Origin of the sequence: Vibrio sp. RE88, assembly GCF_013113835.1 — a bacterium.
Classification (GTDB): Bacteria; Pseudomonadota; Gammaproteobacteria; order Enterobacterales; family Vibrionaceae; genus Vibrio.
In genome coordinates, this window is the sequence record NZ_VTYQ01000005.1 from 190112 (window position 1) to 206406 (window position 16295).

The 16295-nt window shown below is 47.3% G+C and carries 11 protein-coding genes; 5 read left to right on the forward strand and 6 right to left on the reverse strand.

The genetic code is table 11. The features are described 5' to 3' along the window. The 3 genes from mukF to mukB are packed head-to-tail and all read left to right on the forward strand — an operon-like array spanning position 1 to position 6504. The gene (mukF, locus tag F0265_RS13440; RefSeq protein WP_171749265.1) at positions 1-1338 is read left to right on the forward strand and encodes a chromosome partition protein MukF; all 1338 of its coding nucleotides are present in this window, start codon (positions 1-3) and stop codon (positions 1336-1338) included. Then, positions 1319-2047, forward strand: a complete 729-nt coding sequence (mukE, locus tag F0265_RS13445) for a chromosome partition protein MukE (RefSeq protein WP_171749266.1) — start codon at positions 1319-1321, stop codon at positions 2045-2047. The genes mukF and mukE overlap by 20 nt, the downstream gene beginning before the upstream one ends. After that, positions 2044-6504 (forward strand): chromosome partition protein MukB, encoded by a 4461-nt coding sequence (gene mukB, locus F0265_RS13450; RefSeq protein WP_171749267.1) that lies wholly within the window; start codon positions 2044-2046, stop codon positions 6502-6504. Before mukE ends, mukB begins: the two co-directional genes overlap by 4 nt. A 29-nt stretch (positions 6505-6533) precedes the next feature. Here the strand turns inward: mukB and F0265_RS13455 are convergent, their stop codons facing one another. Next, positions 6534-7583 (reverse strand): AraC family transcriptional regulator, encoded by a 1050-nt coding sequence (locus F0265_RS13455; RefSeq protein ID WP_171749268.1) that lies wholly within the window; start codon positions 7581-7583, stop codon positions 6534-6536. Between the two features lie 169 nt (positions 7584-7752). Between F0265_RS13455 and F0265_RS13460 the strand changes: the two genes are divergently transcribed. Then, a complete protein-coding gene (locus tag F0265_RS13460) occupies positions 7753-9231 on the forward strand; it encodes a coniferyl aldehyde dehydrogenase (RefSeq protein WP_171749269.1) in 1479 nt (492 codons plus the stop codon). A gap of 98 nt (positions 9232-9329) precedes the next feature. Continuing rightward, positions 9330-10964 carry a GMC family oxidoreductase N-terminal domain-containing protein gene (locus F0265_RS13465; RefSeq protein ID WP_171749270.1) on the forward strand — a complete coding sequence of 545 codons (1635 nt, stop codon included), beginning with the start codon at positions 9330-9332 and terminating at the stop codon, positions 10962-10964. A 61-nt stretch (positions 10965-11025) separates the two neighbouring features. On the opposite strand, the gene F0265_RS13470 is transcribed toward F0265_RS13465, so the two are convergent. The 5 genes from F0265_RS13470 to cmoA all read right to left on the reverse strand — a co-directional run bounded on the left by F0265_RS13470 (position 11026) and on the right by cmoA (position 16279). Next, complete coding sequence (locus F0265_RS13470; protein WP_006962898.1) at positions 11026-12015, reverse strand: alpha-L-glutamate ligase-like protein; 990 nt, start codon at positions 12013-12015, stop codon at positions 11026-11028. 3 nt (positions 12016-12018) lie between these two features. Continuing rightward, positions 12019-13524 (reverse strand): inactive transglutaminase family protein, encoded by a 1506-nt coding sequence (locus F0265_RS13475; RefSeq protein WP_171749271.1) that lies wholly within the window; start codon positions 13522-13524, stop codon positions 12019-12021. Between the two features lie 8 nt (positions 13525-13532). Continuing rightward, a complete protein-coding gene (locus F0265_RS13480; RefSeq protein ID WP_171749272.1) occupies positions 13533-14279 on the reverse strand; it encodes an ATP-dependent zinc protease in 747 nt (248 codons plus the stop codon). Positions 14280-14495: 216 nt separating this feature from the next. After that, positions 14496-15476 (reverse strand): tRNA 5-methoxyuridine(34)/uridine 5-oxyacetic acid(34) synthase CmoB, encoded by a 981-nt coding sequence (gene cmoB, locus F0265_RS13485; RefSeq protein ID WP_171749273.1) that lies wholly within the window; start codon positions 15474-15476, stop codon positions 14496-14498. A 65-nt stretch (positions 15477-15541) separates the two neighbouring features. Further along, positions 15542-16279: a carboxy-S-adenosyl-L-methionine synthase CmoA gene (gene cmoA, locus F0265_RS13490; protein ID WP_019275892.1), complete on the reverse strand. Its 738-nt coding sequence runs from the start codon at positions 16277-16279 to the stop codon at positions 15542-15544. Positions 16280-16295: the final 16 nt, after the last annotated feature.

Genomic DNA, 16295 nt, shown 5'->3' on the forward strand with positions numbered 1-16295 from the left:
ATGAGTGAGATGACTCTCAACGCTGCTGAGCAACCTATTGATGAATTGGTTGGCTGGGTTAAGCAGCACGATTTCTCATTAAACCTGCCGACTGAACGTCTCGCATTTCTCATCGCTATTGCAGTGCTTAGCAATGAGAGGTTTGATGAAGAATTGGGTGAAGGTGAATTGCACGACGCATTTACTATCGTCACTCGATTATTTGAGGATACCGGAGAAGCGTCTGCTTTTCGGGCTAACAACGCAATTAATGAGATGGTAAAGCAGAGGCTGATTAGCCGCTTTACCAGTGAAGTGAACGATGGCGCAAGTATCTATCGCTTGTCGCCGCTCGCGATTGGGATTACGGACTATTATGTTCGCCATCGTGAGTTTTCTAAGTTACGTCTCTCTATTCAGTTGTCGATGGTGGCGGATGAAATGGCGAAAGCGATTGAATCTGCTCAGCAAGGCGGGACGCCGGGGCACTGGAAAAAGAACGTTTATGGCGTGCTCAAATATTCCGTGGGTGAGATATTCGATCAAATCGATCTCAACCAACGTGTTATGGATGAGCAGCAACAAACTGTCAAAGTGCAGATTGCTGAGCTACTGAACAAAGACTGGCGTGAAGCGATCAACAACTGTGAAGAGTTGTTATCTGAAACGTCTAGCACCTTGCGTGAGCTGCAAGATACATTGCAAGCAGCCAGTGATGAGCTACAAACCCAAATCCTTGATATTCAGGAAATTGTTTACGGACGAGATGAACTGGAATTTATTGAGGAGGCCTTGTTTGGCTTACAGATGAAACTAGATCGCATCACAAGCTGGGGCCAGCAAGCGATTGATTTATGGATTGGTTACGACAGACACGTGCATAAATTTATCCGCACCGCAATTGACATGGATAAAAACCGTGCCTTCAGTACGCGTTTGCGTCAGTCAGTCAAAGACTACTTCGACACACCTTGGTATCTGACTTATGCCGATGCAGAAAGGTTAGTCGATCTCCGCGATGAAGCACTGGTTCTTCGAGATGACGAAGTAACCGGACAAGTGCCTCTCGAAGTGGAGTATGAAGAATTCCAACAAGTGAATGATGAGCTTTCTGAGCGCATAGGTGACATGCTCAAAGTACACAAAGAGCAGGGTACAGCTATCCATCTTGGAGCTGTATTACGCGACTATCTAGCACAGCATCCGCGCACACATCATTTCGATTTAGCTCGTATCGTCATTGATCAAGCAGTACGTCTGGGTTACTCCGAATCGGATTATCAAGCGATTCAGCCAGACTGGCAGGCAATTAACGAATACGGAGCAAAGGTACAAGCAAATGTCATCGACCGATACTAATGATTACATGTCAGAAAATCTGGCAAAAGCGATTTCAAATCCACTTTTCCCGGCGCTGGACAGCATGCTTCGTGCCGGACGTCATATTTCTACCGAAGATCTCGACAATCACGCTCTGCTGTCTGACTTTGAAGTTGAACTGTCTTCATTTTACCAGCGTTACAACACTGAGCTGGTGAAAGCGCCGGAAGGTTTCTTCTACCTTCGCCCGCGCTCAACGTCCCTGATTAGCCGCAGTGTATTGTCTGAGCTTGACATGCTGGTGGGTAAGGTGTTGTGTTTCCTCTACCTAAGTCCAGAGCGTTTAGCGCACGAGGGAATCTTTACCAATCAGGAACTGTATGAAGAGTTGTTGGCTTTATCTGATGAGAAAAAGCTGATGAAGCTGGTCACCAACCGCGCGACTGGTTCAGATTTAGATAAAGAAAAACTGTTTGAAAAAGTCCGCACTTCTCTGCGCCGTTTACGCCGCCTTGGCATGATCATCAACATCGGTGAAACCGGTAAATTCAGTATCAGTGAGTCGGTATTCCGCTTTGGTGCTGATGTCCGTGTGGGCGATGACATGCGCGAAGCGCAGCTACGCTTGATCCGTGATGGTGAAGCTGTGGTGCATACCAAAGAGCCAAGCCAAGGCAGCTTACTGGCAGAATCAGAACAAGGTGATGAGTCATCTCAATCAGAAAAATTAGAAGAAGGTGAAGCATGATTGAAAGAGGTAAATATCAATCGCTGACCATGGTCAACTGGAACGGCTTCTTTGCGCGAACCTTTGACATTGATGGCTTAGTTACCACGTTATCCGGGGGTAATGGTGCAGGTAAATCAACCACAATGGCGGCATTCATTACAGCCTTGATACCTGACCAAACGCTGCTGCATTTCCGAAATACGACCGAGGCGGGCAGTAGCCAGTCTTCACGTGACAAAGGCCTCTACGGTAAATTGCAGCCAGGTGCGTGTTATGCGGCATTGGATGTTGTGAACTCACGTAATCAGCGCTTACTGTTTGCGGTTAAGCTGCAGCAGGTCGCGGGTCGTGATAAGAAAGTGGATATTAAACCGTTCGTGATTCAAGGGCTGCCAAGCAGCGTGAAGCCGACGGATATTCTGATTGAAAGTGTTTCTGCGACTCAGGCGCGTGTTCGTCAGATCAACGAAATCAAAGAGTCAGTCGCGCAATACGAAGGTGTTCAGCTTAAGACTTTCAATTCGATTGTCGAATACCACGCTCAAATGTTTGAATTTGGTGTGATTCCTAAGAAGTTGCGTAACTCCAGTGACCGTTCTAAGTTCTATCGCTTGATTGAGGCGTCGCTGTACGGTGGTATTTCGAGTGCGATTACCCGCTCATTACGTGATTACCTACTGCCTCAGAATGGCGGAGTAAAGAAAGCTTTCCAAGACATGGAATCGGCGCTGCGTGAAAACCGCATGACGCTTGAAGCGATTAAAACGACTCAAGCAGATCGAGACCTATTTAAACACCTGATCACCGAATCGACGAATTACGTGGCGGCTGACTACATGCGCCATGCAAACGATCGTCGCAATAAGCTAGAGCAGACTCTATCTCTGCGCTCTGAATTGTTTGGCTCACGTGAAACACTGGTTGAGCAAAACAATTTACTTAATCGCGTTCAAGAAGAGCTTGAACTGCTGGTGGAGTCTGAATCGGCTTTAGAGCAAGACTATCAAGCGGCTTCCGACCACTTACAGCTTGTTCAGAATGCGTTGCGTCAGCAGGAAAAGATCGAACGCTACCAAGAAGATCTTGAAGAGCTGAGTGAACGACTTGAAGAACAGATGATGGTCGTTGAAGAAGCGCAAGAGCGTGTTCTGATGATGGAAGAGCAAGCGACGGTTGCGGAAGAAGAGGTCGATAGCCTTAAGACTCAGTTGGCGGATTATCAGCAAGCGCTGGACGTTCAGCAAACGCGCGCACTTCAATACCAACAAGCGGTTCAAGCGCTTGAGAAAGCGAAAACCTTGTTGGGGGATGAGGACCTTACTGCTGAGCGCGCACACTCATTGGTCTCTGAGCTGAAAAATCAGGAATCAGAAAGCACGGCCGCTTTGCTGTCGGTGAAACACAAACTGGATATGTCCTCAGCTGCCGTTGAGCAGTTTGAGACGGCGCTTACTTTGGTTCGTAAGATTGCTGGCAACTCAGTGGAGCGTAAAAATGCCGCTGAAGTTGCAAAGCAGTCGATTCGTCAAGCGCGAGATGCTGAGCAAATTGCACAAAATGAACAACAATGGCGAGCGCAGCACAGAGATCTAGAACGTAATCTCAATCAACAACGTCAGGCCCGTGAGTTAGTTGACGCGTATAAGAAGCAACATCATGCTGAGCTCGTTGATGAGTTAACCTTTGAGCAGGAGCGTGAACGTCACGCTATGCAGGTTGAATCGCTTGAGATGGCTCAGGAAGAGGTACGCGAGCAGCGCAGCGAACAGCGTCGCTTAGAGCAGGATTCTGCTAGCGAAATCAAAAAGCTTGAAGCCATTGCGCCAACTTGGATTGCAGCTCACGACGCACTGGAAACGCTCAAAGAGCAAAGTGGTGCTGATCTGTATGACAGCCAAGCTGTTATGTCCCACATGCAAGTGGTACTTGAGCAAGAAAAGCAGCAGTCATTGGCAAAAGAAAAGCTCGCAGAGCGCCGTACTCACTTAGAGAATGAAATTGAACGACTCGCTTCCCCGGGCGGTTCTAATGACCCTCGCCTGAAAGGCTTAGCTGACACACTAGGTGGTGTGTTGCTTTCAGAGATTTATGACGATATCACCATTGGTGATGCGCCTTATTTCAGTGCGATGTACGGTCCATCTCGTCATGCGATTGTGGTGTCTGACTTAACGGGTATTGAAGAAAAGCTGGTTGAGCTAGACGATTGTCCTGAAGACCTTTACATCATTGAAGGCGATATCGATGCTTTTGATGACAGCTCATTCGATGCTGAAGAATTGGAAGGGGCGGTTTGTGTTCGCATGAACGATCGCCAGATGCGTTACTCACGTTTCCCAGAAATTCCTCTGTTTGGTCGTGCTGCGCGTGAACAACGTTTAGAGCTGCTGCGTAATGAGCGCGAAGAAGTGGTTGAGCAGCATGCGAAAGCCGCGTTTGATTCGCAAAAACTTCAGCGTCTGTATCAGGTATTCAACAACTTTGTTGCTAAGCACATTCAGGTTGCTTTTGAAGCGGATCCAGAGCAATCGCTGACAGTGGCTCGTGAGAAGCGTAATCAAGTGTCACGAGTGCTGGCAGATTTGGATGCTAAAGAGCAGCAGCAACGCTCTCAATTGTTAGCAAGTAAGCAGGCGTTGTCCTCGCTTGATAAATTAGCACCAATGATGGCGCTGATTGAAGATGATTCACTGAATCTACGTTTTGAAGAGCTTGAAGAAAAAATCGCTCAGCTGTCTGAAGCGAAAGCATTTTTGAGCAGCCACGCGAAAACAGTCTCTGAACTGGAAAAAATCGCCTCAGCGCTTGAAGCTGACCCTGAGCAATTCGATGCGCTAGAAGCCGAATATCAGGCAGCGGATGCTCAGTTACAGGAACTTAAGAAGCAGATCTTTGCGTTGTCTGACTTGGTGGAGCGTCGCCATTACTTTGCTTATTCTGACTCTGTGGACTTGCTAAACAAGAGCAGCGAACTGAGTGAACAGCTCAAGGCTAAGCTTGTTGAAGCGGAGAGGCAGCGTACACGTTCTCGTGACGAACTGAAGCAATCTCAAGGTCAGATGAACCAGTACAACCAGGTCTTGGCTTCATTGAAGAGTTCTCATCAGGCTAAGCAGGAAACGGTTCAAGAATTTAAGCAAGAGCTTCAAGAGTTTGGTGTTACTGCAGACGAAGGCGCACAAGAGCGCGCCATGCGTCGTCGAGACGAGTTGCAGGAACGTCTGCATACGTCACGCAGTCGTAAGAGTGAATACGAGCGTACCATCACGTCGACAGAGCTGGAAATGAAAGGTCTGGCAAAACGTCTTAAGAAGGTCCAGAAAGAGTACATTGAGCTGCGCACCTTTGTGGTTGCAGCGAAAGCAGGTTGGTGCTCAGTACTGCGCTTAGCACGTGAAAACGACGTCGAACGTCGTCTGCATAAACGTGAGCTGGCCTATATGTCAGCGGATGAGCTGCGCTCGATGTCGGATAAATCATTGGGCGCGTTGCGTCTGGCGGTGGCAGATAACGATGACTTACGTGATGCCCTACGTCTGTCGGAAGACAATGCACGCCCTGAGCGTAAGGTACTGTTCTATATCGCAGTGTACCAGCATCTGCGTGAACGCATTCGTCAGGATATCATCCATACCGATGACCCGGTTGAGGCCATTGAAGAGATGGAAGTAGAGCTGGCGCGATTGACCGAAGAACTGACGCAACGTGAAAATCGCCTCGCGATCAGTTCTGAATCTGTCGCTAGCATCATCAAGAAAACGATTCAGCGTGAGCAAAACCGCATCCGTATGCTAAACCAAGGCTTGTCGAACATTGCCTTTGGTCAGGTAAGAAGTGTTCGTTTGAATGTGAAGATTCGTGAAAGCCACGAAATTTTGCTTCATGGTCTAGCTTCACAGCAAGAACAGCACAAAGACTTGTTTGAGACCTCTCGCTATACCTTCTCAGAGGCGATGGCGAAGTTGTTCCAGCGCGTTAACCCACATATTGATATGGGGCAACGCAGCCCTCAAGTTCTGGGTGAAGAGCTGCTGGACTACCGCAACTACCTTGAGCTGAGTGTTGAAGTCTGCCGTGGTTCAGATGGTTGGCTACAAGCGGAATCTGGTGCGTTGTCTACGGGTGAAGCGATCGGTACTGGTCAGTCGATTCTTCTGATGGTTGTTCAGAGCTGGGAAGAAGAGTCTCGTCGTCTACGCAGTAAAGACATTGTTCCTTGTCGACTGTTGTTCCTAGATGAGGCTGCGCGTTTGGATGCTAAGTCGATTTCGACTCTGTTTGAACTGTGTGACCGTCTGGATATGCAATTGTTGATTGCGGCACCAGAAAACATCAGCCCAGAGAAGGGCACCACTTACAAGCTAGTACGTAAAGTATTTAAAGACCATGAGCATGTTCATGTAGTTGGTCTAAGAGGCTTTGGACAAGCTGAGCAAGACAAGTCGGAAGCTCAAGAACTGATTGAAGAGCTATAAAGACAAGCTGATAGAGAATACCCGCTGAGTTAGCGGGTATTTTTTTGTTTAGCGTCAGCGGCTTGGTTACGAAACGCCTTCGGTGAGCAGCCATTCCATTTGCGAAACGCATGGCGGAAATTTGCACTGTCTGAGAAGCCTACCCGCTCAGAAATTTCTTCGATATTTAAGCCTGTTGAAACAAGGTAATGTTTCGCGAGGTGAAAGCGGACGTGATCCAATATTTGTTGGTAGCCTGTTTGTTCGGCCTTGAGGTGGCGACGTAATGTACGAGATGACATTCCTAGCTCAGAAGAGAGTGCTTCAATCGAGGGGTAGCGACCAGGCCGTTCAATGAATATCTGAGTAATTTTTTCTTTCAAATTTGGCGTGCTGCTAACTTTAGCCAACATCTCGTCACAGGACTTTAAGCACATCTGTAGCGTCATTGCGTTCGCTGACGGCAGAGGGTTGTGTAATTGGCTTGCGTCAAACTCCCATTCCAGATCTTGGCTATCAAATTCAATTCGGCAGCGAAACAGCTCGTTATACAAGTCTCCATACTCTGGCTTCTGGTAAGGAAATTTGAGCACATGAGAAGGAAACGGTTGTTGCATTACTTCTTCACACAGATTTTGAATGGTTGCAAACCAGTACTCGCAGCAAAAAGGAAGCAGAGAATCGAGCTCGATAAGTTGTTCTGCGCGAAAATAACCGCGATTTTGTTCAATCCACATTTTCTTTCTAAGTACGGGGCCGGCAAGACGCAGATATTTGAAGCCAAGTAGCAAGGCATCGAGTAGCGTGCTGCTGCTAAAAGCCGCATACCCAAGAACACCAAAGTCACTGAAACGCGCTTGTTGACCTATTTTTAAGCCCAGAGCAGGCTCGTTTGATAGGCTGGTCGCATTACTAAAAATGATTAGCTTCTGAGCGAGGGTGATATGTGTGTCTGGAGAGTAGAGCTCCGCAAGCGATATTCCACTGCCTTTAAGCAGATCTTCGACTGGAATCTGATGTTCCAGATACCTTGTTAACAGCTGTACATCTAGGATACCAAAAGCCTGCATATCGGGTTCATAAACCGCACTATACTCCATTTTCCTTTCTTCCCTTACACATTGCCAGCTCGAGGATTCTTTATAGCCTAAGGACGCCATTAGGTCTGTTATTTGTGTCCGAATTTCACCGTTTTCTGTCTCTCTAACACCTGTGCGTCATGTTAGCGAAATGTTGTAATAAGGTATTGGGACATGCGAGGTCACTCAGATGAATACGATGACAAAACAACTTACCGACAGCGATACACTGGCGTCTGACGCTTCAGTAAGTGAGCTGACAACTTGGTTCAATGAGCTTCAATTGGCATACCAAAATGAACCACTGCCAAGTTTGAGCGTCAGGAAGCAACGCTTAAGAGCACTTAAGCAGCAGTTATCTCGATATCAAGATGTTCTCGCGGATGCGATGAGTGAAGACTTTGGTGGCCGTAGTCATACCGAGTCGATTATGGCGGATGTCCTAGCCCCGATACTAGATATCAATCATGTCTTGAGCCACATCGAACGATGGATGAAGCCAAGCCGTCGTCCAACGGAGTGGCTATTCAAAGGAAATAGGCTTGAGGTGAGATATCAGCCCAAAGGAGTGGTTGGTATTATCTGCCCATGGAACTTCCCTATTTACCTTTCTGTTGGTCCGCTCGTTACTGCTTTAGCCGCGGGCAATCGCTGCATGATAAAAATGCCACCGAACTGCCCTGCCGTGACGAGAGTACTGACCAAGCTATTGAGCGAGATTTATTCAACCGACTTGGTTCGCGTCGTAGAGGGTAGCCATCCACAAGCGATGGATATTTCGAGTCTTCCATTTAACCATCTTGTTTTTACTGGCTCACCGAAGAGCGGCAAAGTTATTATGGCTAATGCGGCGAAGAATCTTACTCCGGTGACGTTGGAGCTAGGAGGAAAGTCTCCGGTTATTGTTTTTGATGACTTTGATATTGAGCTTGCAGCTCAACGTGTGGCTCATGGCAAAGGATTCAACTCTGGGCAGATATGTATTGCGCCAGATTATGCGTTTGTCCCCGAAGATAAAGTGGAACGGTTTGTCACAGCCGTGTCCCATGCGCACAAAGCAATGTACAAATCGATTCGAGGTAACCATGACTATACCTCTCTAATCGATGACGCTCAGGCGAAACGATTCCAAGAATTGTTAGAGGATGCTCGTCGCAAAGGAGCGGTCATAACGCAATGTCCAGAGGATGGAGAGGGACGTAAGACGCCCTTGTTCATCGCCACCCAACTAACGCCTGAGATGCGTATCTGCCAGGAAGAGATTTTTGGTCCACTGCTTCCGGTCCTCGGCTATCAGAATTTGGAGCAAGTCACTGATTACATTAATCAGCGTCCAAGACCTCTCGCGTGTTATCTATTTAGTCATGATCAGCAACAGCGCGAAGCGTTACTGGCTCGAACACACAGTGGTGGCGTGACGATCAATGACTGGGGATGGCATGTGCTGAATCATTCAGTGCCATTCGGCGGGGTTGGCAATTCTGGGATCGGTAATTATCACGGGGAAGAAGGCTTTCGTGAGCTTAGCCATGCGCGCAGTGTGTTGCAGGTGCGTCGGTGGTTTCCAATCGCTTTGTTCACGCCGCCCTATGGAAATCCGATTCAGAAACTGGCGGTTCGATGGTTTGTTGGAAAGCCCGATCCTGCACTCAAAGAGCAAGCCAAATAGATTCGCAGATCAGTCTGCATATCCAAGTGCGTACTTGGGCGAGTAGAGGCGTTTCCCCACTTCTATATTCCCCTGAATTTGTGCTGAGGAGTTAACTGATGGGCAGTTATGATTTTATTATTGTAGGCGGAGGCTCTGCCGGGTGCGTGTTAGCGGCTCGCTTATCTGAAGATCCCAGCATCAGCGTATGCCTATTAGAAGCTGGCGGTAAAGATACCAGTCCCTTTATTCATACTCCTGTCGGAATGGTCGCAATGATGCCGACTAAGCACAATAACTGGGGTTTTGAGACGGTTTCACAGAAAGGCCTCAACGGGCGCAAAGGCTATCAGCCACGTGGTAAAACACTGGGTGGTTCAAGTTCGATCAACGCCATGATGTACGCACGCGGGCATCGCTATGACTATGATTTGTGGTCAAGTTTAGGCAATGTCGGCTGGAGCTATGATGAGTGTTTGCCTTACTTCAAAAAGGCTGAGAATAACGAAGTCCACCAGGATGAATTTCACGGCCAGGGTGGGCCGCTGAATGTCACTGACCTCCGTAGCCCAAGTGAGATGCTTGAGAGCTACCTTCAGGCATGTGAATCTATTGGTATACCGCGAAACAAGGACATCAATGGCGTTGAGCAACTCGGCGCGATGGCAACTCAAGTGACTCAGCTCAATGGTGAGCGTTGTAGTGCGGCTAAAGCGTACCTGACTCCCAATTTGTCTCGTCCTAATCTTACCGTCGTGACTAAAGCTACAACTCATAAAGTCCTGTTTCGTGATAAGCAAGCTATTGGCGTGGAGTATGGCATAGCAGGAAAGCGCTTTCAGATTAAGTGTCGAAAAGAAGTCATTCTTTCAGCTGGGGCATTTGGCTCGCCACAAATTTTGCTGCTATCCGGTGTTGGACCGAAAAAAGAGTTGGATAAGCACGGTATTTTCCAGGTCCATGAACTCGCAGGTGTGGGTGAGAATCTGCAAGATCATATTGATCTTATCCATTCCTATAAATGTAATGCCAAGCGCTCGACTTTTGGTATTTCATTACAAATGGCCGCAGATATAGGTAAAGCGATCCCCCAATGGCGACGCCATCGGAGCGGGAAGTTAACCAGTAACTATGCAGAGGGAATTGGGTTCTTTTGTTCTGATGATGAAGTACAAGTTCCTGATCTTGAATTTGTCTTTGTTGTCGCTGTCGTTGATGACCACGCGAGGAAAATCCACCTGAGTCATGGCTTTAGTAGCCACGTCACCTTGCTCAGGCCCAAGAGCAAAGGAACAGTCAAGCTTAGAAGTGCAGACCCGTATGATTCACCAAGCATTGACCCTGCTTTCTTCAGCCACCCCGATGATATGTCGGTGATGATCAAGGCGTGGAAAAAGCAGCATCGGATGCTAGAAAGTGAGGCGTTTGATGATGTGCGAGGAGACAGCTTTTATCCCGTTGATGCGAGTGATGATAGCGCGATTGAGCAAGACATTCGAAACCGTGCTGACACTCAATATCATCCGGTCGGAACTTGCAAAATGGGAACAGAACAAGATGCATTGGCTGTGGTAGACAGTAATCTTTCCGTGTATGGGGTTGAGGGTTTAAGAGTTGTTGATGCCTCAATTATGCCCACCTTGGTAGGCGGCAATACCAATGCACCAACGATCATGATTGCCGAAAAAGTGGCTGATAAGATCAAGTTAAAATACGGTTTGTGCAAGGAACACGCTAGTGTGAATTTGGCTTGAACGTTTTACTTCAGCGATTAAAAAACCCGCATGTCGCGGGTTTTTGAGTTATTGAAAGCTTTTAGCTTGTCACTTCATTGGCGAATATACCAAACTGCTTGGCCGCATAAGCGACACGTTCTTCTGCGCTTGGATAGACTCTTGGTGAGCCAAGGTTTTCTATATGATGCAGTCTAGGCAGTAGACCTGCGCCATTGGCGATTTGAATGGCCAAGCCCGGACGAGCGTTTAGCTCAAGCACCATAGGCCCTTCTTCTTTATCCAGAACCATGTCAGTACCCATGTAGCCCAAGCCTGTCATTTCCCAGGCACTCGAGGCCAAAGTTAGCAAGCGTTCCCAATGAGGTACTTGTAGCGTAGCCAGTTCTTTACCCGTGTCGGGGTGATGCGTAACGGGTTGGTCGAACTGCACGGCTCTTACTGCGCGACCTGTTGCGATATCAATGCCCACACCGACCGCACCTTGGTGTAAATTTGCTTTACCATCAGAGGCGGCAGTGGAGCAGCGCATCATTGCCATGACAGGGTAGCCCTTAAAAACAATGATTCGCACATCGGGTACACCTTCGTAGCTGAACCCGTCGAAGCAGTCATCAAACTTAATCAGGTTTTCAACAACAGCAACATCGTTTTTACCACCTAGCGAAAAAAGACCCGCCAGTGCGTTACTAATATGGCGTTCAACGTCTTCTTGGTTGATCGTAGCGCCAGACGGTTTGGTGTAGATACCGTCCTTGTGAGAGGTGATAACCAAGATGCCCTTACCACCACTTCCTTGAGCAGGCTTAATAACGAAACCCGGCCAGTCTTTGACCATTTTATGAATGGTTTTGACTTCCACTTGGCTACTGATCACGCCAATTAACTCAGGTGTCGTCGCACCATGCTGCTGAGCAATGATTTTCGTTTTAAGCTTGTCATCCACCAACGGGTATTTTGAGCGATCATTGTAACGACCAATGTAGCTGTGGTTACGCTGATTCATGCCCATAATGCCTTTATGGCGAAGCTTATCTGGCGATGTAAACTGCGAAGTTAAACGTGTCAGCATCGTTTAGTCCTCCGCTAGTGGTTTAAAGCGACGTAGCTCAGTTAGGCGGTAACCCGTGTAAGTACCAAGTAGCAGAATGCCTGCCAGAACAATCAGCTGAAGACCAATAAAGTTGAAAGTCAGGTGCTGAATGTAAGTACTGGTCATTGCTAGGTAAACCAGTACGGCTGTTGCTAATGAACCACCGCCTTGCAGCATAACCTCTTTAGCGCCTTCTTCTTCCCATAGAATCGACATACGTTCGATGGTCCAAGAAAGGATGATCATCGGGAAGAAGGTAATCGACAGACCTTCGGTCAAACCAATCTTAAACGCGACTACCGTGAAGACTGAGATGATCATGATGACCGTGATAATCACGGCAGAAATCCGAGCGACTAACAGCAAGTTTAGCCTTGAGAGATAACTTCGTATTACCAGACCAGTACCGACAATCAGCAGGAAGCCGACAATACCAGTGACAAGCTGAGTCTGAACGAAGGCAACCGCAATCAGGACTGGCATGAAGGTACCGGAGGTTTTCAGGCCAATGATGACACGTAGGAACACCACAATAAGTGCACCAATCGGAATCAGCATGATGGTTTTAAACATCGCCTGCTCTTCAAGTGGCAAACTATGGATAGAGAAGTTAAGCAGACCGTCTGCCTCAACTTTGTCCAGAGTCGCCTGTTTTGGTGAAACTTCTTGAGCGATCATCGAGAAGTGAACTTGGCTGTTTTGGCCGCCGATGATATCAAGCAGTGATACGTTGGACTCATCCCAGACAAGGATGTTCTCAGCAATGACTTGATTAGCGTTCTGAGGGTTAAACAGAATCCACTCTTTACCATCCCATACTTGGTTCATCTGCTGAATAGTCTGGCGTCGACGGCCATCTTCTAGTTCTATGACACCAACCACTTTGCTTGGTATTTGAGCGTGAGCAAGGATTTTATCGACCGCTTCCACTTTGGACATCTTGTTTAGCAATAGAGCGGCATTTTGGCTATCTGAATCGTTAAGGATTTTTATCAGCTCGCGAGTGAACGTGATGTCATCAGCAGAACGTTTGTTGGCACGTTCAATTAATGAGACCGCTGCTGCTTCTGTCGGGCCATCAAAGGTTGGTGGGGTGATATCTTGATCTGGCTTGAGTGGCTCTACTTTCGCCTGAGGGTCAACAAGGAACTGTGCCTTGTAGTAGATAGTCTGTGCCCCAACCGCGTGGCGAATTGACCACTCTGCACGGCGGCCTGTTTCCGTATTAACGTATGAAACGCCGTAACCTGGTGACGAAGAGGATTCACTGATTAGCGTGAATCCGTTCTGAGTGTGTGGTGCGGCTAATGACGCCTTGACGGGTTTGGCCTGAGCATTGAACTCGACACGAGCTTCAATATCCCAAACCTGACGGGTTTCTCCCGGTGTCCAAGGAACGCCATAAGTCTGATGCCTGAACATACTTAAAGCGATGCCTGCAATAATAAGCAGGACGACCGATATATAAAAAGGGACTTTAGACGTCATAAGCTACCTTATTGTATTTGTTCGTTTTTCGTTTGGATGTATTGTTTGCTGACATCCACCACTGCAATATCTCGGATAAATTCACGACCCAATAACACAGGATGGGTCATCTGAGAACGATCTGCCAAAGTGAACTGTGTTTTTTCGTGAATCTTGCCCAATCTTACCCACAATTCCACGACTGCGCGGCGTTCCATTTGATCGCTTGTTGCTTGTCGTATTTTCACAAAACGGATAATAGGGGCTTCAATCCAGTTCGTGTCATCTAGCGCGGTTTCACCGTCTGATAAGTGAAAGCGAACCCAATTCTTGCCGTTACGTTCGAATTCTTCGATGTCGACGGCATTGAGTGAAGACGTGGCTGCACCGGTATCGATGCGAGTGTCAAAAGTTTGCTTGATGGAATCTATGGTGACCTTTTCAATCTCACCTAACACGACTTCTTGGGTCGGAGCAGCTTGAACTTGGACTTGAGTCGGTACTAGCACAGGCTCACGTTTTTTCTTAACTTCGGCCATGGCTTCGTATTTGAACTTCATCAGTTCTTTATCCAGCATGTCGACCTTAGATTGTAGACTTTCAATGTGTTCAGCTTGATCGCTTACCTGACTCTCTAAACGAGTAAATTTTTGTGTGAGATTTGTTTCTGAAGATTGAATCGCTGCAAGGGTTTCCTGATGGTATTGCTCACTGTTGGTGAGCGTGCAGCCTGAAAGTAAGGCAATCGCAATGACCGGAGTCAATTTGGTAAACATTGAAAATCCTGAATTAGATTAAGTTGTTTATAAATTAGGAGTTTAGATCATTACTCATTGGTCTCACAAGGCACATTGCCCTGATAGATTGGATTGAGTATTGATTAGTGATGCACTGCAAAAAAATAGGACGCAGTCAGCATCCTAAATTTTAGAGTCTTTTAGTGTTTAGATTAAGTATTTGAAGGACCTAAAAAGTTAGGAGTCTGTCAATAATTAATCATAATTAGGTTTTTTAGCGACGAGTACCGCTCGACGAGGTGCTGGATGACCTTCCACTGTTTTACTTGGGTCGTTGGCATCAAGATAGTCTGGCAGGGAATTGTGTGTCATCCAGTCGGTTGTGCGCTGCTCATCGACAGAAGTGACGTTTTCATCAACGATGCGTACATCCTCAAATCCGACTTGCTCTAGCCACACTTTGAGTGCTTTTGAAGAAGGGAAGAAGTAGACATTACGCATTTGAGCATAGCGATCAACTGGTACAAGTACGGAAGTCTCATCACCTTCAATGACTAACGTTTCCAAAATCAACTCACCACCCGGTACAAGCTGATCTTTAAGCTGAATCAAGTGGTCGAGTGGGGAGCGGCGGTGGTAAAGAACGCCCATGCTGAATACGGTATCAAATGCTTCAAGTTTCGGTAGCTGTTCGATACCTAGTGGCAGCAAATGCGCACGTTGGTTATCGCCCATTAGCTTGCGTACTGCTTCAAACTGAATCAGGAACAAATGTGATGGGTCGATACCGACACACAAGCGCGCACCTTCTCCCAGCATTCGCCACATGTGGTAGCCGTTGCCACAGCCAACATCGAGGACACTGCGGTTCTTAAGTGGTGAGATATGTGGTAGCACGCGATCCCATTTCCAATCGCTGCGCCACTCTGTATCAATGTGAATGCCGTGCAGATGATATGGGCCTTTACGCCAAGGGTGGAACGTACGGAGTAGGTTTTCTAGCTTTTTCAGCTCACCAGTATGGAATGGAGTATCGTTCGCAATAGTGACAGAGTGCTTCAGATCAACCTGATCAGGTGAACCTTCAGGGATTTTGTTGAGTGCTTTTAGCCAGCGACCAAAATCACCATGCTCTGCGTTTTGCCAATCGGTTAGCTGCTGAGGTAAAACATTAAGCCATGGCTGGAGGCGCGTATCCGTGGCAATTAACTGATAAAAATTGGCAAAGTTAAACATAGTTTTTCACTGATAATAAATTAAACAATTTAGCCCAACATACTGAGCGAACGACTCATTTTTCGCTACTTTATCGCGAACATTGAACCAAAGTTGAAACATTGGAACCAGACATCGAAGCTACTAAAGCCGATTTCGGCAAAACGCTCTTTGTGTTCCTTTTTCGAATCAGGGCGCATGACGTTTTCAATCGCACTGCGCTTCTGGCTGATTTCTAATTCGCTGTACCCGTTGGCGCGCTTAAAGTCATGATGAAGGTCGATGAGCAGTTCATTAGACACTTGATCTTCGAACACATACTTTTCTGACAAGATCAAAATGCCCCCCGGACGAAGACCAGCATAGATTTTCTCTAGCAATGTATATCTATCCTGAGGTGACAGAAACTGAAGCGTGAAATTGAGTACCACGACAGAAGCGTTTTGGATTTCAATATTGCGAATGTCTGCTTCTACCACATCCACAGGTGTATCGCTGCGGTAAGCATTGACGTGCAGTTTACAACGCTCAACCATGGCGGACGAGTTATCGACTGCAATGATTTGGCAACCTTCCTGTTGAATATGACGACGCATGGACAACGTCGCGGCGCCGAGTGAGCAGCCAAGATCGTAAATGTTTGAATGCGGTTTAACGAACCTTTCGGCCAGCATGCCAATGGCAGAGATGATATTGCTGTACCCAGGAACAGAACGCTGAATCATATCAGGAAAGACTTCTGCAACACGCTCATCAAACGTGAAGTCTCCTATTTTATCGATAGGAGCGGAAAACATCGTATCTGGATTGCTCTTAGGGTTCATAATCGATTCTCTGACA